17 protein-coding genes are annotated in these 19,561 nt (G+C 61.7%); 13 read left to right on the plus strand and 4 right to left on the minus strand.

The features are described from left to right. Nucleotides 1-192 precede the first annotated feature (192 nt). Nucleotides 193-702, plus strand: coding sequence for an Lrp/AsnC family transcriptional regulator (locus ACM6IO_RS21320; RefSeq protein ID WP_008045266.1), 510 nt, complete (start codon nt 193-195; stop codon nt 700-702). A 50-nt stretch (nt 703-752) separates the two neighbouring features. Here the strand turns inward: ACM6IO_RS21320 and ACM6IO_RS21325 are convergent, their stop codons facing one another. Both ACM6IO_RS21325 and ACM6IO_RS21330 read right to left on the minus strand, forming a co-directional pair. Beyond that, nucleotides 753-2,099 (minus strand): PQQ-dependent sugar dehydrogenase, encoded by a 1,347-nt coding sequence (locus ACM6IO_RS21325; RefSeq protein WP_414912182.1) that lies wholly within the window; start codon nt 2,097-2,099, stop codon nt 753-755. A 763-nt stretch (nt 2,100-2,862) separates the two neighbouring features. Then, nucleotides 2,863-3,786 carry a LysR family transcriptional regulator gene (locus ACM6IO_RS21330; RefSeq protein WP_008033815.1) on the minus strand — a complete coding sequence of 308 codons (924 nt, stop codon included), beginning with the start codon at nt 3,784-3,786 and terminating at the stop codon, nt 2,863-2,865. A 175-nt stretch (nt 3,787-3,961) separates the two neighbouring features. Here ACM6IO_RS21330 and ACM6IO_RS21335 point away from each other — a divergent pair, with 175 nt between their 5' ends. The 11 genes from ACM6IO_RS21335 (at nt 3,962) to ACM6IO_RS21385 (ending at nt 16,440) form a co-directional block, all read left to right on the plus strand. Next, on the plus strand, nt 3,962-5,101 hold the full coding sequence (locus ACM6IO_RS21335) for an iron-containing alcohol dehydrogenase (protein WP_414912183.1): 1,140 nt from the start codon (nt 3,962-3,964) through the stop codon (nt 5,099-5,101). A 73-nt stretch (nt 5,102-5,174) separates the two neighbouring features. After that, nucleotides 5,175-5,954 (plus strand): enoyl-CoA hydratase-related protein, encoded by a 780-nt coding sequence (locus ACM6IO_RS21340; RefSeq protein WP_008043086.1) that lies wholly within the window; start codon nt 5,175-5,177, stop codon nt 5,952-5,954. Between the two features lies 1 nt (nt 5,955). Beyond that, complete coding sequence (locus tag ACM6IO_RS21345) at nt 5,956-7,164, plus strand: CaiB/BaiF CoA transferase family protein (protein WP_008033811.1); 1,209 nt, start codon at nt 5,956-5,958, stop codon at nt 7,162-7,164. Between the two features lie 198 nt (nt 7,165-7,362). After that, the gene (locus ACM6IO_RS21350) at nt 7,363-8,406 is read left to right on the plus strand and encodes a TRAP transporter substrate-binding protein (protein WP_414912184.1); all 1,044 of its coding nucleotides are present in this window, start codon (nt 7,363-7,365) and stop codon (nt 8,404-8,406) included. Nucleotides 8,407-8,421: 15 nt separating this feature from the next. Next, nucleotides 8,422-10,320, plus strand: coding sequence for a TRAP transporter large permease subunit (locus ACM6IO_RS21355; protein WP_008033807.1), 1,899 nt, complete (start codon nt 8,422-8,424; stop codon nt 10,318-10,320). A 40-nt stretch (nt 10,321-10,360) separates the two neighbouring features. After that, nucleotides 10,361-10,819 (plus strand): thioesterase family protein, encoded by a 459-nt coding sequence (locus ACM6IO_RS21360; protein WP_223435158.1) that lies wholly within the window; start codon nt 10,361-10,363, stop codon nt 10,817-10,819. Nucleotides 10,820-10,834: 15 nt separating this feature from the next. After that, nucleotides 10,835-11,794 carry an amidohydrolase family protein gene (locus tag ACM6IO_RS21365; protein WP_414912185.1) on the plus strand — a complete coding sequence of 320 codons (960 nt, stop codon included), beginning with the start codon at nt 10,835-10,837 and terminating at the stop codon, nt 11,792-11,794. Beyond that, nucleotides 11,787-12,746: an amidohydrolase family protein gene (locus tag ACM6IO_RS21370; protein WP_414912186.1), complete on the plus strand. Its 960-nt coding sequence runs from the start codon at nt 11,787-11,789 to the stop codon at nt 12,744-12,746. Before ACM6IO_RS21365 ends, ACM6IO_RS21370 begins: the two co-directional genes overlap by 8 nt. A 31-nt stretch (nt 12,747-12,777) precedes the next feature. Next, nucleotides 12,778-14,355 (plus strand): aldehyde dehydrogenase (NADP(+)), encoded by a 1,578-nt coding sequence (locus tag ACM6IO_RS21375; RefSeq protein ID WP_414912187.1) that lies wholly within the window; start codon nt 12,778-12,780, stop codon nt 14,353-14,355. Between the two features lie 125 nt (nt 14,356-14,480). Continuing rightward, on the plus strand, nt 14,481-15,053 hold the full coding sequence (locus tag ACM6IO_RS21380) for a PPC domain-containing DNA-binding protein (RefSeq protein ID WP_192228380.1): 573 nt from the start codon (nt 14,481-14,483) through the stop codon (nt 15,051-15,053). 79 nt (nt 15,054-15,132) lie between these two features. After that, nucleotides 15,133-16,440, plus strand: a complete 1,308-nt coding sequence (locus ACM6IO_RS21385; protein ID WP_207284624.1) for an OprD family porin — start codon at nt 15,133-15,135, stop codon at nt 16,438-16,440. 29 nt (nt 16,441-16,469) lie between these two features. Here the strand turns inward: ACM6IO_RS21385 and ACM6IO_RS21390 are convergent, their stop codons facing one another. Together ACM6IO_RS21390 and ACM6IO_RS21395 are read right to left on the minus strand one after the other, a co-directional pair. After that, entirely contained in the window at nt 16,470-17,252 is a 783-nt protein-coding gene (locus ACM6IO_RS21390; RefSeq protein ID WP_008043101.1) for an SDR family NAD(P)-dependent oxidoreductase, read from the minus strand. A 117-nt stretch (nt 17,253-17,369) separates the two neighbouring features. After that, nucleotides 17,370-18,293 (minus strand): LysR family transcriptional regulator, encoded by a 924-nt coding sequence (locus tag ACM6IO_RS21395; protein WP_008043103.1) that lies wholly within the window; start codon nt 18,291-18,293, stop codon nt 17,370-17,372. Nucleotides 18,294-18,443: 150 nt separating this feature from the next. On the opposite strand from ACM6IO_RS21395, the gene ACM6IO_RS21400 reads away from it, so the two are divergent. Next, complete coding sequence (locus tag ACM6IO_RS21400; RefSeq protein WP_008035828.1) at nt 18,444-19,349, plus strand: NAD-dependent epimerase/dehydratase family protein; 906 nt, start codon at nt 18,444-18,446, stop codon at nt 19,347-19,349. Nucleotides 19,350-19,561: the final 212 nt, after the last annotated feature.

The following is a 19,561-nucleotide window of genomic DNA, read 5'->3' on the forward strand; positions in this document are numbered from 1 at the left end:
TCCTTGATTATTGGATATCCAAGCGCCAGACCGAAAGGCAAACAGGCTGCATTCCAGGTTCTTTCAGAGGGGCTTCGATGAGTTCAATATTAAGAACAAAGCCAAAAATATGTGTTGCAAGTTTCAATGCATTAAAGAAACATAAATCACCACCTATAACTTCAAACAACTTTTTATTGCGTAGAAATCCATATGAACGCAACAAATACTCACAAGAAAACCGGCACACCCAGCCCGGAGCCACACCCGCTGGACCGCACCGACCGCGCCATTCTCAAGGCGCTGCAACGCGACGCGTCCATCTCCAATGTGGCGCTCGCCGAGAAGGTCAAACTGAGTGCGCCGGCGTGTTTGCGCCGCGTCGAACGCCTCAAGCAGGCGGGTTTGATCAAGGGCATCGTCGCGTTGCTGGACAATGACGCGCTGGATGCGGGCATGGTGGTGTTGATCGGCGTGGTGCTGGACCGCTCGACGCCGGAATCCTTCGCTGCCTTCGAAGCGGCGGCGCAAAAGGTTTCCGGCTGCATGGAATGCCATGTGGTGACGGGGGAATTCGACTACTTCATGTTGTTGCGCACCAAGGACAGCAACAGCTTCAACCGCCTGCACGCGGAGCAATTGTTGTACCTGCCCGGCGTACGGCAGATTCGTTCGTTCATGGGCTTGCGCCAGGTGGTGTCGACGCCACAGATACCTCTTTGATGGCCCGTGTCAGCCGCGCAACTTGCGCGGTGACCGGGCCCGATCCCGCTTTATTGACCCGGTTTGGCCACCGCCACGCGCCATACCTTGTTGCCGACATCGTCCGCCACCAGCAGCGCTCCGCTCTGATCAAGCGCTACGCCCACCGGACGCCCTTGCGCCTCGCCTTCGGCATTGAGGAAACCTGTGAGGAAATCCACTGGCAAACCTGAAGGCTTGCCGTCGCTGAACGGGATGAACACCACCTTGTAGCCGGCCTGCGGATTGCGGTTCCACGAGCCGTGTTCGCCGATGAACACGCCATTGGCGAAAGCGCTGGGCATGCCGCGCGAGTCAGAGAACGCCAGGCCCAGCGGTGCGACGTGGGTGCCCAACGCGTAATCCGGGGCGATGGCCTGGGCCACCTTGTCCGGGCGCGGCGGCTCAACCCGGGTGTCGACGTGGTTGCCGTAGTAACTCCATGGCCAGCCGTAAAACGCGCCGTCTTTTACCGACGTCAGGTAATCCGGCACCAGGTCGCTGCCGATTTCATCGCGCTCATTGACCACGGTCCACAACTGGCTCGAACCGGGTTTCCAGGCCAGGCCGTTGGGGTTGCGCAGACCGCTGGCAAACAGGCGCTTGTCGGCGCTTTTAACGTCAACTTCCCAGATGGCCGCCCGCCCTTCTTCGGCCTCCAGACCGTTTTCGCCAACGTTGCTGTTGGAGCCTACGGTGACGTACAGCTTGGTGCCCTCAGGGTTGGCGAGCACGTTCTTGGTCCAGTGGTGATTGATACCGGCAGGCAGATCGGTGACTTTCACCGGCGTCGCCGTGATCTCGGTTTGCCCCTCGCTGTAAGGCACCTTGACCAGGGCGTCGGCGTTGGCGATGAACAGCTCGTTGCCCACCAACGCCATGCCGAAGGGTGACGTCAGTCCACTCATGAACACCGTGCGCAGTTCAGCGTGACCGTCACCGTCGGCATCGCGCAGCAAAGTGATTCGATTGGCGCTGGGCGCATCGGCGCCGACACGGCCCATCACAAAACCCATCGCGGTGCGCCGCGCCCAGGCCAGCGGACCGCTGCCACCGTCAGTGGCGCCTTCAGGCATCGGCGGGTGATTGCTTTCGGCGACCAACAGATCGCCATTGGGCAATCTGTAGATCCAGCGCGGGTGGTCGAGGTTTTCGGCCAGGGCCGTCACCGTGAAACCGGCGGGCGCTTTCGGCTTGTCGCTGCCGGCCCAGCCGATGGCCTTGGACACCTTCAACGTCGGGATCAGCGTGGTCGTGGGCTCAGGCAACTGCGGGCTCGGGCCGACACTGGCCTGCGGCGGCAGTTTGGAAGATTCACCACACGCGGTGAGCAACGCGGCAGCGGTCATCAAGAGCGCCAGTCGGCGGGAGACAGTCATGGTTCGAACCTCGCAATGGCCATCCGTGGGCCAATTCAGGAATAGGCAAAATCCCGTCGAGTATCGCGGCGCCGATTCGTTTCAAACACCGCGCCCGCCACAAATCAATTTTGCCTGAATCGCACGAATGCAGACGTCCAATGCCGGGCACTATCCCTGACAACGACGCAACCCACTGTAGGAGCCGGCTTGCCGGCGATGAGGCCCGTGAGTTTTGCATCGATTGCAAGGCCGTCATCGCCAGCAAGCCGGCTCCTACAAGGGTTTCGTGGCGGGCACGGGAAAGGTGAACAACACGATCCACTGTAGGAGCCGGCTTGCTGGCGATGAGGCCCGTGAGTTTTGCATCGATTTCAAGGCCGCCATCGCCGGCAAGCCGGCTCCTACAAGGGTTTGGTGGCGGGCACGAAAAAGGTGAACAACACGATCCACTGTAGGAGCCGGCTTGCTGGCGATGGGGCCCGCAAGGTTTGCATCGATTTCAAGGCCGTCATCGCCGGCAAGCCGGCTCCTACCAGGGTTTGGTGGCGGGCACGGGAAAGGTGAGCAACACGATCCACTGTAGGAGCCGGCTTGCTGGCGATGGGGCCCGTAGGATGGTTTTGCATCGATTTCAAGGCCGCCATCGCCGGCAAGCCGGCTCCTACAAGGGTTTGGTGACAGGCACGGGAAAGGTGAACAACACGATCCACTGTAGGAGCCGGCTTGCTGGCGATGGGGCCCGTAGGATTTGCATCGATTTCAAGGCCGCCATCGCCAGCAGTCAGGCGGGATTCAGCAGCGCCTCGCGCAGCAGCCTGGCCGCTGGCGAGTCCGGGACGCCTTTGCGCGACACCAGTTCATAGGGTTCGCTGCGTGAGGTGATCGGCAGCGGCAGCGTGGTGGTGAAGCCGTAGCCGGAGCAGAACTTCGCTACGTCGGTCGACACCAGCGCGACGAGGGTCGGGTTTTCCTGGAGCAGCGACAGAGTGGCGAAGGCCGAGGTGGTTTCCAGCAGGTGCACCGGAAAACGCAGGTCTGCCTCATGAAACTCCCGCTCCAGCAGCAGGCGCATCGGCATGTTGGCGCGATAGACGACCCAGCGGTAATCCACCAGGTCTTTCAACGACAACTGGCGGGCATAGGCAAACGGATGCTGGGTGCTGGCGATCACCGCCAGGGTTTCCTCGACGAAGGTCGAGCTCTCATACAAGTAGGGGGTAGTGCTGATGGTGGTACGGCAGATCGCCAGGTCCAGGCGCCCGGCATCGAGCTGGCTGAGCAGCGCGGCGCTGGTGTCTTCGACAATCTCGATGGACAGCTTCGGGTTGTCGGCAATCACCCGGCTGATCGCCGTGGTCAGCAGCGGCACGGCGCCCATGATGGTGCCGACCGACACGCGTCCGCCCTCGCCGCTCATGATGCCGATGATCTCTTCGCGCAGGTGCGCAAGGTCAGTCTGGATCAACCGCGCGTACCGGATGACCGAACGCCCGGCGTCGTTCGGCTCAAGCCCGCGGTTAGTGCGGGTGAACAGCGCAGTGCCGAAAGTGGTTTCAATTTCTTGCAGCGCCTTGCTCGCGCCGGGCTGGGTCAGCGCGACCTGTTTGGCCGCGCCCAGCAACGAGCCGTGCTCATCCAGGGCGATCAGCAAACGGAGCTGCTTGACGTGCAGGCGGGACATGATCGAGTTCAGTGAGGGCGTCATCAGGGTTAACTAAAAGTTATAGAGGTATCGAAAGTTGTCAGTATCGAGGCTGGCCAAGACGGCCCTATAGTCCACCCCACAGCCAGGCAATGCAATGGGTTTGACCAGAGCGCGAAAGCCCTCCTGCCCCAGACCGGTTGCAACAATAACAATCCTGTATAACTTGTGGTGAATCATGTCACTCATCAATTACGTCACCAAAATCCAGTTCGGCTACGACAGCCTGCAGCACCTGGCCGCCGAAGCCGAGCGCGCCGGCATCACCCGGCCGCTGATCGTCACCGACGTCGGCGTGCGCAATGCCGGCATCGTCGACAAAGTCATCGCCGCCCTCGGCAGTGACCGCGCACCGGCAATATTCGACGCCACCCCGCCCAATCCGAATGAGCACGCCGTGCGTGAAGCCGTGGCCCAATACCACCTCGGCGAGTGCAACGGCATCATCGCTGTCGGTGGCGGTTCGTCGATCGATCTGGCCAAGGGCGTCGCGGTCTGCGCCACCCACGACGGTCCTCTGCAAAGCTTCGCGGTGATTGAAGGTGGACTGGATCGCATCACCTCGGCCACCGCGCCGCTGATTGCGGTTCCGACCACGGCGGGCACCGGCAGCGAGGTGGGTCGCGGTGCCATCCTGATCCTCGACGATGGTCGCAAGGTCGGCGTTATCTCCCCCTATGTCGTGCCACGCGTGGCCATCTGCGATCCGGAGTTGACCCTCGGTCTGCCGCCCATGCTCACCGCCGCCACCGGCATGGACGCTATCGCGCATTGCATCGAAACGTTCATGGCCCCGGCCTTCAACCCTGCCGCAGACGGCATCGCCCTCGACGGCCTGTGGCGCGCCTGGGAACACATCGAACGAGCGACCGCCGAACCCGGTGATCGCGAAGCGCGGATGAACATGATGAGCGCGTCCATGCAAGGCGCGCTGGCCTTCCAGAAAGGACTGGGCTGCGTGCACAGCCTTTCCCACGCCTTGGGCGGCATCAATCCGAAACTGCACCACGGCACTTTGAACGCAATTTTTCTACCGGCGGTCGTGCACTTCAACGCCAACGCCCCGACTGTCCGTGACGAGCGCAAACTGGAACGACTGCGCCATGCCATGGGCCTTGAGGCCGACGCGAACATCGGCGCAGCCATCGAAGACATGACCAAACGCCTGGGCCTGCCGACCCGTCTGAGCCAGATCGGCGTCGATGAAAGCCTGTTCGCCGGCATCGTCGAGGGCGCGCTGCACGATCACAGCCACAAGACCAATCCACGCGAAGCATCCTCGGCGGACTACCTGTCGATGCTCGAACAATCGCTGTAAGCAGCCGCTGCCCAACAACAATAAATCAGGAGGCAACCGCGTCGTCGGCAACGCCGACGACAGCGGAACAATCATGAAGCCCACCGTCCTTATCGAACGGCAAGACGCCATTGCCATCGTCACCCTCAGTCATCCGGGAAAGATGAACGCCCTGACCCTGTCCATGTGGCAAGACCTGGGTGACGTCATGACCGAACTGTCCGCCGACCTCAGCGTGCGTTGCGTGGTGTTGCGCGGTGCGGGCGAACAGGCCTTTGCCGCCGGCGCCGATGTCGGCGAGTTTCCGAGCGTGCGCGCCAACCAGGCGCAAGCCCGACACTATGCCGAAGTCACTTCAGCGGCGATGCGCGCGGTTGTCGACTGCCCGCACCCGGTGATCGCGATGATCCACGGCGTGTGCGTCGGCGGCGGTCTGGAAATCGCCGCACTCTGCGACCTGCGCATCTGTGGCACGTCCAGCCGCTTCGGCGCGCCGGTCGGCAAGCTCGGGCTGGTCATGTCCTATGACGAAATGGCCGGGCTGGTGGCGCTGGCGGGACGCTCGACGACCCTGGAGATTCTCCTTGAAGGCCGCATTCTCGACGCCAACGACGCCTACGTGAAAAACCTCGTGACCCGCGTCGTACCGGATGCCGAAGTCGAATCCGAAACCCTCGCCACCGCCAAACGCATCACTAACGGCGCCCCGCTCGTCGCCCGCTGGCATCGCCAGGCGGCACGACAACTGGAAGCGGGCATCGCCCCCACCGTCGAGCAGATCGACAGCAGTTACGCCTGCTACGACACCGACGATTTTCAGATCGGCCTGAACGCGTTCATCGCCAAAGCCAAACCACAATTCGAGGGCAAATAACATGGGACCGCTGACAGGAATGCGCGTGGTAGAACTGGCTCACATCATGTCCGGCCCGGTGTGCGGCATGATGCTGGCCGACATGGGCGCTGACGTGGTGAAGGTCGAGAAAGTCCCGGACGGTGATGATTCGCGCCGCTTCTCGCCGATCATGGCCAGCGGTGAATCCGCTTCGTTCATGGTGGTCAACCGCAACAAGCGCGGCATCGGCCTGAACCTTAAAACCGAGGGCGGCCGCGACGTTCTGCGCCGCCTGCTGATGGACGCCGACGTGGTCACGGAAAACTACCGCGCCGGCACCATGGAAAAATTCGGCCTCGGTTACGAAACCCTGAAAACCCTCAACCCCGGGCTGATCTACTGCGCGATTTCCGGTTACGGCCGCAGCGGGCCGTTCGGCGAAAAAGGCGGTTTCGACCTGATCGCCCAAGGCATGAGCGGCATGATGAGCATGACCGGTGAAGCCGGGCGTGAGCCGGTCAAGGCCGGTTCGCCGGTGGCCGACATCAACTCCGGCATCCTCGCCGCCCTTGGCATTTGCGCCGCGTATGCCGCGAAACAGAAAACCGGCCTTGGGCAGATGGTCGACACCTCGCTATTCGAAGCCGGCCTGCAACAAATGTACTGGCCAGCAGCGGCGTATTTCGCCGACGGCACCATCCTGCCAAAAATGGGTTCGGCCAACTCCACCAGCGCGCCGTACCAGGTGTTCCGCACGGCAGACGGCTGGATCAACATCGGCGCCGCCAACCAGGCCAACTACGAGCGACTGGTCGAGGCGCTGGCCGTTCCGCAATTGAAAGCCGACCCACGTTTCGCCAGCAACGCCTTGCGCATGGAGCATCGCCTGGCGCTGGTGGAAATCCTCAACGAAGTGCTGGTCGCACGCACCACGGATGAATGGATGGTGTTGTTCGACAGCCTCGGCCTGCCTGCCGGGCCGGTCCTCGACATCGCCGCCGCGCTGGCCCACCCGCAAACCAAGGCACGCGGCATGGTCGTCGAGACCGAACACCCGACCGAAGGCCGGGTGCGCGGCATGGGCTTGCCGATTCACTTCTCCGACATGGACAACGCGGCGCCACCGACCAGCCGCCCTGCACCGCTGCTCGGCGAGCACACCCGCGAAGTGCTGAAGGAAAGCGGGTATGCGGAAAACGAAATCGACGAGTTGATTCGCACCCAGGCGGTGGTCGCACTCGCCTCCTGAACCGAACTGTGTGGGAGCGGGCTTGCTCGCGAATGCGGTGGATCAGTCAATGTAGATATCGAATCTGACGGCCCCTTCGCGAGCAAGCCCGCTCCCACAGGAGAGCCGCGTTTATCCAAAAAACACGCGTCATCGTTAACGTCCATCGCGAGCAAGCTTGCTCCTACAAAAACAAAACAAAAACAATAGGTGAACATCATGAGCCGTATCTTGACCGAGTCCGTCAGCCGCCGATCCTTCCTAGTGTCTGCCGGCGTCACCGTGGGTGGCGCATTTGCCGCCAACCTGCTGCCTTCCAGCGTCTTCGCCGCGACCAAACCCATCGTGCTGCGCTACACCAGCAGCCTGCCCGACACCCATCCGCTGAACCAACAGATGAAGGCCGCCTCGCTGGCGATCAAGGCCGAAACCAACGGTGCAGTGGACTTGCAGGTGTACGCCAACGGCGCCATGGGCGGCGACACCGACATGCTGTCCCAGGTGCGCGCCGGGGCAATCGATTTCATTCCACTGCCGGGTGCGATTCTCTCGACGCTGGTGCCGGCCATGTCGATTGAAAGCATGCCGTTTGCGTTCAAGGACTACGACAGTGTCTGGGCCGCGCTGGACGGCAAGCTGGGCGAATACGTGCGCGCCAAGACCGAGAAGGTCGGCCTGATCCCGATGGAAAAAGTCTGGAACAACGGCTTCCGCCAGATCACCAGTTCGACGCGACCGATCAACACGCCGCAAGACCTCGCCGGCTTCAAACTGCGCGTCTTGGTCAGCCCGCTGTGGACGTCGATGTTCAGCGCCCTGGGCGCCTCGCCGACCGGCATCAGCATCAACGAAACCTACTCGGCCTTGCAGACCAAAGTGGTCGACGGCCAGGAAAACCCGCTGGTGGTGGTCGAGTCCGCACGTTTCTATGAAGTGCAGAAATATTGCTCGATGACCGACCACATCTGGGGCGGTTTCTGGATCGTCGCCTCGGGCAAGACCTTCCCGAAACTGCCGGTGGACGTGCAGGAAATCGTCTCCCGGCAGATCAATGCCGCCGCGCTGGTTCAGCGCCAACAGGTGATCGACCTCAACTCCAGCCTGGAGCCGTCGCTGACCGCCCACGGCATCACCTTCAACAAAGTCGACCGCACACTGTTCAGGACAGACCTGCAATCGAAAGGCTTCTACACCCAATGGAAGGATAAGTACGGCCCGGAAGCCTGGAGCTTGCTTGAGCAATACGCGGGTCAACTGTCCTAAGCCGGAGACAAAGTCATGAAAAATGAACTGCCAATGACGGATGTTGCTCCCGCTGAAGGACTCAGCCCACACCAAACCACGTTTCGTCTTGGCCGCGCGCTGGACACCGGTCTGCGCTGGCTGACCGAGGGCAGCGCGGCGTTGCTGGTGGTCATCGAAGTCACGCTGCTGTTCTGCAACGTGTTCTCGCGTTATGTGCTCAACCAGCCGATTGTCTGGGGCGACGAACTGGCTTCGCTGCTGTTCCTGTGGCTGGCGATGCTCGGTTCGGTGGTGGCGATGCGACGCGGCGAGCACATGCGCCTGACCTCGTTCATCTCGCGGCTGCCCGTGGAAAAACGGGCGTTCATCGACACCCTGGGCGCGGTGATCGTCATCACCTTCATCGGGCTGCTGTTTACCCCGGCCTGGGAGTACGTCAGCGACGAGTGGATCATCACCACCGCCGCCCTCGAAATCCCCAACGCCTTTCGTGTGTCCGCCATCGCCGTCGGCCTGAGCCTGATGTTGATGACCTGCGTCGCCCGGCTGTTGACCAGCGCACGGTTGATCGACTTCTCCGTCTCCGTGGCGATGCTCGCGTCCCTCGGCGCGTTGTTGTGGGTGGCCGAAGGCTCGATGTTGCTGATGGGCAACTGGAACCTGGTGATTTTCTTCATGGTCGGCGTGATGGCGATGATCGTCATCGGCGTCCCCATCATGGTCGCGTTCGGCCTGGCCACGGTGGCGTACCTGTCGACCATGACCAGCACACCACTCACGCTCGTGGTCGGGCGGATGGACGAAGGCATGGCGAGCCTGATCCTGCTGGCCATCCCGCTGTTCGTGTTTTTGGGTGCACTGATCGAAGCCATGGGCATGGCGCGGGCGATGATCCGTTTCCTGTGCTCGCTGATCGGCCATGTGCGTGGCGGTTTGTCGTATGTGCTGATCGGCGCCATTTACCTGATCTCCGGTATTTCCGGCTCGAAAGCGGCCGACATGGCCGCCATCGCCCCGGCGCTGTTTCCGGAAATGAAGAAGCGCGGCGAGGACGAAAACGAACTGGTGGCGATGCTTAACGCTTCCGGGGCGATGTCGGAAACCATTCCGCCAAGCCTGGTGCTGATTACCATCGGCTCGGTGACCGGCGTGTCGATTTCCGCACTGTTCACCGGCGGTTTCATGCCGGCGGTGGTGGGCGCGATTGCGATGGCAGCCGTCATCTGGTGGAAGAACCGCAAAGGCGAGGCCTCTACCGGGAAACGCGCCTCGGGCAAGGAAATCGGCCACTCGCTGCTGCTCGCGATCCCTGCGCTGGCCCTGCCCTTCGTGATCCGCACTGCGGTGGTCGAAGGGGTCGCCACCGCGACCGAAGTCGCCGCCATCGGTGTGGCCTACACCTTCATCGTCGGTCTGCTGTGCTACCGCTGCTTCGACTGGCGCCGCTTGTATCCGATTCTGGTCAGCACCGCGTCGTTGTCCGGCGCGATCCTGATCATCATCGGCAGCGCCACCGCCATGGCCTGGGCGCTGACCCAGTCGGGCTTCTCGCACCAATTGGCGCAAGTGATGGCGACCGTTCCGGGGGGCGCGATGGGCTTCCTGATCATCTCCGCCGTGGCGTTCATCCTGCTCGGCAGCTTCCTGGAAGGCATCCCGGCCATCGTGCTGTTCGGCCCGCTGCTGTTCCCGATTGCCAAAGCCATGGGCATCAACGACGTGCATTACGCCATGGTCGCGATCTTCGCCATGGGCCTGGGCTTGTTCGCCCCGCCATTCGGCGTCGGTTTCTACGCCGCGTGCGCCATCGCCAAGGTTGATCCAAGTGGCGCCATGCGCCGGGTCTGGCCGTATCTCGGCGCCCTGGTCGTGGCACTGGCGGTGCTGATCGCCGTGCCATGGATTTCCATCGGTTTCCTGCCGTCTGCCTGAATCAACCTTTGACTGTCAGCACTCAAACACGAGGTTTTTTATGAATTTCTCCACTCTGCACCCAGGCTCCGCCACCGAGCGCCCACTGATCGTCGACAAACAACGCACCATTTCTTTTCTGGGCGAAGACTTGCGCATCTACGCCACGCCACGCCTGGTCGACGACATTGAACAGACTTGCCTCGATTACCTGCTGACCTTCCTCGACGAGGGTGAAAACACTGTGGGGGCGGCGGTCGATATCCGTCACGTTGGCGCCACGCTGCTGGGCATGTCGGTGAACATTGCCGCCACGGTCACTCGCATCGAAGGTCGCAGCGTCACCTTCAATGTCGAGGTGCGTGATGACGTCGAGCTGGTGGCGACAGCGGCGCATACCCGCGTGGTGGTGAACGTCGCCAAACTGCGCAGCCGCGTCCAGGCCAAAGCCGAGGCAGCGGCTGCCGGCGACGTCGAAGACGGCGTGCTCAGCCCTTCGCAATTCTCCGCGTCGCGCTGAGTCAGGGTCGCCGTCATGATCACCCTTCACGAACGCAACGGCATGCCGAACCTGACGGCCGGGGATGCGCTGCCGGTCGTCGATGCCCATCACCATTTGTGGGACCTGGGCAACGGGCGCTATCCGTGGTTGCAGGACGAGTATCACGAGGAATTCTTCCTCGGCGACTATCACAGCCTGTGCCGTGATTTCCTGCCGGAACAGTTCCTCGCCCTGACCGAAAATCAACGCTTGGTCGGCACGGTGCACGTCGAGGCCGAGCGTGCGCGCGACGAGCAAGTCGCCGAGACACGCTGGCTGGAACAGGTGAACGCCCGCTACGGCTTCCCGAATGCCATCGTTGCCCATGCCTGGTTCGATCGCGAAGACAGTGCAGAGATTCTCGCCGCTCAAGCCGCCAGGCCGCTGGTGAAAGGCATCCGTTCGAAACCGGTGACCTCGGCATCGCCGGACGTATCGGTGGCCGGGGCCAAGGGCACCATGCAGGACCCGAACTGGCTGGAAGGCTTTTCGCGGCTGGCCGAGCACGATCTGTCGTGGGACTTGCGGGTGCCGCCGTGGCACCTGGTCGAAGCGGCGGAAGTGGCGGCGATGTTTCCGCAGATCCGCATTGCGCTCAACCACACCGGTTTCGCCTGGGACCGCAGCCCACAAGGCATGGCGCGCTGGCGCAAGGGCCTGGAAGCGTTGGCCTTGCAGCCGAACGTGCACATCAAGCTGTCGGAGTTCGGGCTTAAAGATTCGCCCTGGAATTATGACGACAACCGGATTGTGGTCCTGACCGCGCTGGAAATCTTCGGCCCCGAGCGCTGCATGTTCGCCAGCAATTTTCCGGTGGCCGGGCTGCGCGCTTCCTACGACACGATTGCCGATGGCATGGCCGCGATGCTCGCCCCCATGGGCCGTGCGGTGCAGGAAGCGGTGTTCGCCGGCAACGCTCGACGCTTTTATCGATTGGAGGAGCAGCATGGATAACCTGTCGGCCATCGACTGGCGCGCACGTTTTCTGGCCAGCGGCGACGATGCGGATTTGCCCATCGTCGACGCGCATCAACACTATTTCGATATCGAAATCCATTACTACCCATGGCTGAACGACCGCCCGTTGCGACCGTTTCGTTATGGCGACTACTCGTCGATCTGCCGCAATTTCCTGCCGGCCGACTATCACCGGCTGACCGGCCGCCATCACGTGGTGCAGACGGTCGTGATCGAGGGTGAGTGGGACCCGGCGACACCGGCCGATGAAGTGCGGTTTGTCGAATCGCTGGCGAAAACCGAGTCCGCCCTGGGCGCCATGGTCGCGCAGGCCTGGCTGGATCGTGAAGACGCTTTTGATCTGCTGCGCCTGTACGGCGATCACCCATTGGTGCGCGGCATACGCCACAAACCGACAGTGACCAGCCGTGAAGCCTGGCGCGAAGATTTTGTCGCCCCCGGTTCTATGCGCGATCCGCGCTGGCGCGAGGGATACGCACAACTGGCCGAAAACGGCCTGCACTTCGAATTGCAGGCGCCATGGTGGCATCTGCCGGAAGCCGCCGAGCTGGCCCGGGATTTTCCCGACGTGTCCATCGTGGTCAATCACACCGCACTGCCCGCCGACCGCTCCGAAGAAGGTCTGGCCGGTTGGCGTGAAAACCTCGCCCTGCTGGCACGGGAACCGAACGTCGTGCTGAAGATTTCCGGCATCTGCATTCCCGGCAAGGCGTGGCCGATCGAGGCGAACCGCGTGGTGGTGAACGACGCGATATCGATTTTCGACGTCAGCCGCTGCGCGTTTGCCAGCAATTACCCGGTCGATGGCGTAGTGAACAGCCTCAGCGAAGTGTTCGACGGTTTCAAAACCATTGTCCGGGACCGCTCTCTCGAAGATCGGCTTGCGCTGTTTCATGACAACGCCCGACGCATCTACCGGCTCGCTTGACCCGATTTGAACAGCTCATCAGGAGTCCAACATGTTTGAAGTTTCAGGCCACAACTACATCGCCGGCACGCGCTCGGCCAACGGCACGAGCACCCTGCAAAGCCACGACGCCAGCACTGGCGAAGCACTGCCCTATCGCTTCCATCAGGCGACAACCGAGGAAGTGAATGCCGCTGCAGAAGCCGCGGCCACGGCGTACCCGACTTTCCGTAACCTGTCAGCCGCCCGCCGCGCCGGGTTCCTCGATGCCATCGCCGCAGAACTCGATGCACTGGATGACACGTTCATCGCCCTGGTGTGCCAGGAAACCGCCCTGCCCGCCGGGCGCATTCAAGGTGAACGGGCACGCACCAGCGGCCAGATGCGCCTGTTCGCCACGATGCTGCGCCGGGGTGATTTCTACGGTGCGCGCATCGACCGTGCGCTGCCGGACCGTCAGCCACTGCCGCGTCCCGACCTGCGTCAGTACCGCACCGGGCTCGGTCCGGTCGCCGTGTTCGGCGCCAGCAACTTTCCGCTGGCCTTCTCCACTGCCGGCGGCGACACCGCTTCCGCCCTCGCCGCCGGTTGCCCGGTGGTGTTCAAGGCCCACAGCGGCCACATGGCAACTGCCGATTACGTCGCCGATGCGATCACCCGTGCAGCGCGCAAAACCGGAATGCCCGCAGGCGTGTTCAACCTGCTCTACGGCAGCGTCGGCGAAGCGCTGGTCAAGCATCCGGCCATTCAGGCGGTCGGCTTCACCGGTTCGTTGCGTGGCGGTCGCGCCTTGTGTGACATGGCGGCGGCGCGCCCTCAGCCGATCCCGGTGTTCGCCGAGATGAGCAGCATCAACCCGGTGTTGCTGATGCCCGAAGCACTCAAGGCTCGCGGTGAAAAAATCGCCGCCGAGCTGAGCGCTTCCGTGGTGTTGGGTGCGGGCCAGTTCTGCACCAACCCCGGTTTGGTGCTGGGCATTCGTTCGGCGGAATTCACGGCTTTCCTCGACCGGTTTACCGGATTGATGAGCGAACAACCGGCGCAAACGATGCTCAACGCCGGCGCCTTGAAAAGCTATTGCCATGGCCTCGACAACCTGCGCGCTCACCCCGGCATCACACACCTGGCCGGCAGCGAGCAACAGGGCAATCAGGCACGGCCACAAGTGTTCAAGGCCGATGCGAGCCTGCTGATCAATGGCGATGAGTTGCTTCAGGAAGAAGTGTTCGGCCCGACCACCCTCGTCGTTGAAGTCGCCGACCACACCGAGTTGATGCAGGCATTGCACGGTTTGCGCGGGCAGTTGACCGCCACGCTGATTACCGAGGATTCGGAGCTCGATACCCTCGGCGATGTACTGGCCCTGCTGGAACAGAAAGTCGGGCGCGTGCTGTTCAACGGTTATCCCACTGGCGTGGAAGTCTGCGACGCCATGGTGCATGGCGGCCCTTACCCGGCGACGTCGGATGCACGCGGCACCTCGGTCGGAACCTTGGCGATCGATCGTTTCCTGCGGCCGGTGTGTTACCAGAATTGCCCCGACAGCCTGTTGCCGGAAGCCCTGAAAAACAGCAACCCGCTGAGCATCGCCCGACTGGTTGACGGCGTCAGCAGCCGCGATGCGCTGTAAGTCACACGGCTTCAACTAACAACCACGTTTAGCGACAACTTCCGCGCCTGTTGAACTACAGGCGTCGGATTCGCTCGTCCCGAAAACCGCAACACCCACACAACAACAAAAACAGAGGAAGTCTCATGCAAGTCCAACGTCACCCGAAACAACACCTGTGCAAACTGATGCTGGCCGTGTCCGCCGCCGTGATGATCAACATTGCAGGTGCTCAATTGGCCTTTGCCGAAACCACCCCCACCGCGACGACCGCGCCCATGCAATGCCCCACTGAAGCCACACCGCGCTACACCAAAACCCCCACCGGTTACCTCATGGTCCTGCGCACGGGCGACAACGCGTTCAAGGAGCTGACCAAACTGGCCATCGCCGAGAAGATCCCCAGCGCGTCCATCACCGGTATCGGCTTCGGCAACGTCAAGTTCGGTTTCTGGAACAAGGACAAGAAGGACTTCGACGCCAAGCTCTTGAACGGTGTCGAGATGGCGAGCATCACCGGCTCGGTCGCCTGGAAAAACGATCAGCCTTCGATCCATATGCACGGCGTGGCCGGTGACGCCACGTTCCAGGCGTATGGCGGCCACATCCTCGACTTCGAAGTCACCACCGGCTCGATGGAAATCACCGTGATCGTCCACCAGCGTCGCCTTGAGCGCGGCATTGACCCATGCATCGGCGCCAACGTGCTGGGTATCTGATCCAGGCATCACGCTCCCGCCTGTCACGGCGGGAGCCACCCTCCTGAATTCAAAAACTACAAAAAAAGGGGCGATTTACATGAGCAACAAGAACACCGTTGTAACCCTGGCGCTGGGCGCCATTGCACTGAGCACCCAGGCCCACGCCGACTTCCTGAGTGACAGCAAGGCAACCCTGGGGATGAGGAATTTCTACTTCAACAACGACAACCGCGACGGCCCGGCCGCGCCGTCGAAAACCGAGGAATGGGCGCAGGGTTTCATGCTCGACTTCAAGTCGGGTTACACCGATGGCATGGTCGGCTTTGGTGTCGATGCGCTCGGGCTGATGGGGATCACGCTGGACAGCGGCAAAGGACGCCACGTCGGCAGCAGCATGATTCCGTCGGACAGCGACAACAGCGCGGTCGATGAATGGAGCCGGCTGGGGTTGACCGGCAAGGTCAAAGTCTCGAAAACCGAGCTGCGCCTGGGCACGCTGATGCCGAAACTGCCGATCCTGGTGTCCAACGACGGGCGCCTGCTGCCACAGACATTCGACGGCGGCCAGATCACTTCCAGCGAGTTCAAGGACCTGACCCTCACAGGTGGTCGCATCGAACATGCGACGGGCCGTGGCTCAAGCGACCGGACAGGCCTGGCGGCCACCGGCGGCACCCGCGAAAGCAACGCATTCGACTTCGCTGGCGGCGACTGGAAAATCACCAAGGACCTGACCGCCCAGTATTACTACGCCAACCTCGATAACTATTACACCCAGCAGTTTTTCGGCCTGTTGCACACGCTGGCGATCTCGGACAATCAATCGCTGAAAACCGACCTGCGCTACTTCAAGACCGATTCGTCCGGTGCCAACAGTTCGGGCACCTCAGGCTACCGAATCAGCGGCTACACCGAAGGCGCCGATGGCGAAATCGACAACCGGACCTGGAGCGCCGCACTGATCTACACCGTCGGTGCCCATGCACTCACCGCCGGTTATCAAAGCGTTTCCAGCGGTAGCAACTTCACCCAGCTCAGCCAGGGCAACCTGCCCGATAAAGGTGCCGGCGGCGCCAGCCTGTACCTGTACACCGACCGCCTGATCCAGACCTTCACCCGCGCGGGCGAACGCACGTCTTTCGGTCAGTATGCGTATGACTTTGCCGGTGTGGGTGTGCCTGGTTTGAAGGCTTCGGTCATCTACCTCAGCGGCGATAACATCAAGACCGTCACCGGCGACACCCAGAAGGAATGGGAACGGGATTTCGGCCTGGACTACACGATTCAATCCGGCGCGCTCAAAGGAGTCGGGTTTGGCTGGCGCAACGGCAAGTCCAACAGCGAAGCGAGCCGTGATCAGGATCAGAACCGTTTGATCGTGAACTACAGCATTCCGCTGCTTTAACGTGTACCGGTTCGCAGGGATGCGACCCCTTATAGTATCGAGCGAATGGTGCCGCCCTCGACGCGCATGGCCATGCCATTGAGCGCCGGTGACGCCGCCAGGTGCAGCACGCTGCAGGCCACTTCTTCAGGCTCGATCATGCGCCGGATCAACGACGTCGGTTCGGTATCGTCAAAGTAATCGTGGACCACCTGCTGCGGGGTGATGCCTTTCTCGGCAGCGATTTCGCGGTGGTAACGCTTGACCGCCTCAGTGTAGGTCGGCCCCGGCAGGATCGAGTTGACCCGCACGGCGGTGCCTTTGGTGAGTTCGGCCAACGCTCTGGAAATCCCCAGCAGGCAGGTTTTCATCGCGCCGTAATGAACCATCCACGGCTGCGGCTTGACCGCGGATTCACTGCTGATAAACACAATCGAACCGTGCCCGCGTTCGAGCATCTGCTTCATGACCAGCCGCGTCATGCGCACACCGCTCATGACATTGACGTTGAAGTAATGAAACCACTGGGCGTCGTCCGTTTCGAAAAAGTCCCGGACCTCGAAGATGCCGACATTGTTGATCAGGAAATCGATCGGCCCGGACTCAAGGGCCAAGGCCACCAGACGTTCCGCCGCGCCTTCCTGGGTCAAGTCTGCCACCAGGCCTTTGCTGCGTTCACCCAGTTCTGCGACGGCTGCGTCGACCTCTTCCGCCAGCAGCCCGCTGATGACCACGTTGGCGCCTTCAAGGATGAAACGCTGGGCGATGGCCTTGCCGATCCCCGTCGCGCCGCCGGTGATCAGCGCGGTTTTTCCAGTCAGTTGATAGTCCATGAACAGCCCTGGTTTGTTGTTATATGAACAATCATGCCCCAGGCCTGGCGTGAAGACTTTCAAGGGTTGCTGAAGACTGATTCAGCAAAAAACCGAAACCGCGGGGTTGTGTTGCAATCAGGGCGAGGTCAACTGCGGCCCGATTCGCTCCAGCAGGAAATCAATGAACACCCGTACGCGATGGGGCAATTGCTGTCCCGGGCCGATGAACACGGCGTGAATCGCTTCGGTTTCACCACTGTCGAATGCCTCCAGCACCGGTACCAGGCGCCCCGCTTCGATGTCGGCGCTGATGTGGAAATTCGCCAGCCGGGCGATCCCTAATCCGGCCAGCGCCGACTGACGCATGCTCTCGCCGTCACTGAGCAGGACATTGCCCTTGGGCTCGATCTCGATGCGTTGACCGTCAGCGCCGCGAAAAACCCAGGCCTGGGAATGGCGATGAAAACCAAAACTGAGGCGGTTATGCCGCTGCAACTCCTCCAGGGTTTTCGGCTGCCCCCAGCGGGCGAGGTAACCCGGTGAGGCCACGGTGATCTTGCGGCTTTCACCCAGGCGTCGCTGGACCAGGCTCGACTCTCTCATCGGGCCGGTGCGGATCGCGACATCCGCGCGGCGCTCCAGCAGGTCCACCACGGTGTCGGTCAGCTCGACGTTCAGCGTGATGTCCGGGTAGGCCGCAAGAAAATCCGGTAGCAGCGGCAACAGGCAATGCAGACCGAACGGCAAGTTGGCGTTGACCTGAATCAGCCCGCTGGGCCGGGTCACGTTGGCGATATCTCGCTCGGCGGAATCGATCAGTTCAAGAATCCGCAGGCATTCGTTGTTGAACCGCTCGCCTTCCGCCGTGAGCTCCAGACGCCGCGTCGAACGATGCAACAAGCGCGCACCCAAGCGCGCCTCAAGGCGCGCAATCAGTTTGCTGACCGCCGAGGGCGACATGTCCAGGCGTCGTGCGGCTTCAGAGAAGGTGCCTGCGTTGACGACCCGGGTGAACACTTCCATCTCGCCGGAGCGGTTGATGTCTTTGATCGTTAGCATGAACTTGATTCACAGATACTTGTAGTTCTAGCAGTCTAGCTCATATACAGAGTGGATCGTATCGTGACCGGATTCCTTGACCAGGAATACCTGCGCCTTCCATTTAATGCGAGGCCGGGCATAACTCAAAGATGCAAGGGAGATAATCCATTGAAAATTTTCGTTACCGGCGTGACCGGTTACATCGGCGGTTCCGTGGCCAAATACCTGGTGGATGCGGGCCATGAAGTCAGCGGCCTGGTGCGTAACCCGGAACACCGCGCAGCGTTGCAGGCACTGGGCATCACCCCGGTACTCGGCACCCTCGATGATGCTTATATTCTCAGCGAACAGGCGCGCGCTGCCGACGCGGTGGTCAACGCCGCCAACTCCGACCATCGTGCTTCGGTGGAAACGTTTATCAGCGCCCTGAGCGGCAGCGGAAAAGTGCTGTTGCACACCTCCGGTTCGAGCGTGGTCGGTGATGATGCTCGCGGCGCCTATGAACGCCCGGATATCTTCACCGATGAAACGCCGTTCACGCCGATGGACATCCGCAAGGACCGGGTCGAGATCAATCAGCTGGTGCGTAATGCCGGCGTTGAGCTGGGTATTCGCAGCATTGTGTTCTGCCCGACCATGATTTATGGCGAGACGTTGGGCGTGCCGGCGAAAAGCGATCAACTGCCGAAACTGTTCGCTCAATCGCGCAAGTATGGCGCGGGGGCTTATATGGGGGCCGGGGTGCATCGCTGGTCCAACGTGCACATCGAGGACCTGGCGGAGTTGTATCGTCTGGCTATCGAGAAGGCGCCTTCTGCTTCGTTGTTCTTTGCCGAGAATGGCGAGGCTTCGTTTATCGAGATTGCGACGTCGATCAGCAAGTCGTTGGGTTTTGGCGGGGCGATTCAGAGCTGGCCGGCGGATGAGGCGATTGCCGAGCTGGGGGATTGGGCGCGCTTTGCCATTGGTTCGAATAGCCGTGTGCGTGCGGTCAATGCTCGTGTGTTGCTGGGCTGGGCGCCGAAGCGGGAGTCGATTCAGCAGTGGATCGAGACTAGCGGTGTGCAGTGGTGATTGTTCGCTTTATGCGGTGATGCTGCTGGGTGTGTGCATATCCATTTCTGCGGTAACGGCGGCTATTGGTTCCGCTCTTACAGCGGGTCACTTGGAAGAGCGCCAAGTAACCAAGCGCTCTTGCCCCTTTCGTTCGGTGCCTCGCTAAGGCTCGGCATGCCCTCGCTCCGGTCCTGCTCCGTGGGCCCGCCGCCATCGGCCATCCCTGGCCG

The sequence above is a fragment of the Pseudomonas sp. IT-P44 genome (assembly GCF_949768225.1).
GTDB lineage: Bacteria > Pseudomonadota > Gammaproteobacteria > Pseudomonadales > Pseudomonadaceae > Aquipseudomonas > Aquipseudomonas migulae.

What these genes read in the sequence shown, in the direction of transcription:
- ACM6IO_RS21320 (WP_008045266.1), top strand. Translation starts at nt 193, where the DNA reads ATGAACGCAACAAATACTCACAAGAAAACCGGCACACCCAGCCCGGAG.
- ACM6IO_RS21325 (WP_414912182.1), bottom strand. Translation starts at nt 2,099, where the DNA reads ATGACTGTCTCCCGCCGACTGGCGCTCTTGATGACCGCTGCCGCGTTG.
- ACM6IO_RS21330 (WP_008033815.1), bottom strand. Translation starts at nt 3,786, where the DNA reads ATGACGCCCTCACTGAACTCGATCATGTCCCGCCTGCACGTCAAGCAG.
- ACM6IO_RS21335 (WP_414912183.1), top strand. Translation starts at nt 3,962, where the DNA reads ATGTCACTCATCAATTACGTCACCAAAATCCAGTTCGGCTACGACAGC.
- ACM6IO_RS21340 (WP_008043086.1), top strand. Translation starts at nt 5,175, where the DNA reads ATGAAGCCCACCGTCCTTATCGAACGGCAAGACGCCATTGCCATCGTC.
- ACM6IO_RS21345 (WP_008033811.1), top strand. Translation starts at nt 5,956, where the DNA reads ATGGGACCGCTGACAGGAATGCGCGTGGTAGAACTGGCTCACATCATG.
- ACM6IO_RS21350 (WP_414912184.1), top strand. Translation starts at nt 7,363, where the DNA reads ATGAGCCGTATCTTGACCGAGTCCGTCAGCCGCCGATCCTTCCTAGTG.
- ACM6IO_RS21355 (WP_008033807.1), top strand. Translation starts at nt 8,422, where the DNA reads ATGAAAAATGAACTGCCAATGACGGATGTTGCTCCCGCTGAAGGACTC.
- ACM6IO_RS21360 (WP_223435158.1), top strand. Translation starts at nt 10,361, where the DNA reads ATGAATTTCTCCACTCTGCACCCAGGCTCCGCCACCGAGCGCCCACTG.
- ACM6IO_RS21365 (WP_414912185.1), top strand. Translation starts at nt 10,835, where the DNA reads ATGATCACCCTTCACGAACGCAACGGCATGCCGAACCTGACGGCCGGG.
- ACM6IO_RS21370 (WP_414912186.1), top strand. Translation starts at nt 11,787, where the DNA reads ATGGATAACCTGTCGGCCATCGACTGGCGCGCACGTTTTCTGGCCAGC.
- ACM6IO_RS21375 (WP_414912187.1), top strand. Translation starts at nt 12,778, where the DNA reads ATGTTTGAAGTTTCAGGCCACAACTACATCGCCGGCACGCGCTCGGCC.
- ACM6IO_RS21380 (WP_192228380.1), top strand. Translation starts at nt 14,481, where the DNA reads ATGCAAGTCCAACGTCACCCGAAACAACACCTGTGCAAACTGATGCTG.
- ACM6IO_RS21385 (WP_207284624.1), top strand. Translation starts at nt 15,133, where the DNA reads ATGAGCAACAAGAACACCGTTGTAACCCTGGCGCTGGGCGCCATTGCA.
- ACM6IO_RS21390 (WP_008043101.1), bottom strand. Translation starts at nt 17,252, where the DNA reads ATGGACTATCAACTGACTGGAAAAACCGCGCTGATCACCGGCGGCGCG.
- ACM6IO_RS21395 (WP_008043103.1), bottom strand. Translation starts at nt 18,293, where the DNA reads ATGCTAACGATCAAAGACATCAACCGCTCCGGCGAGATGGAAGTGTTC.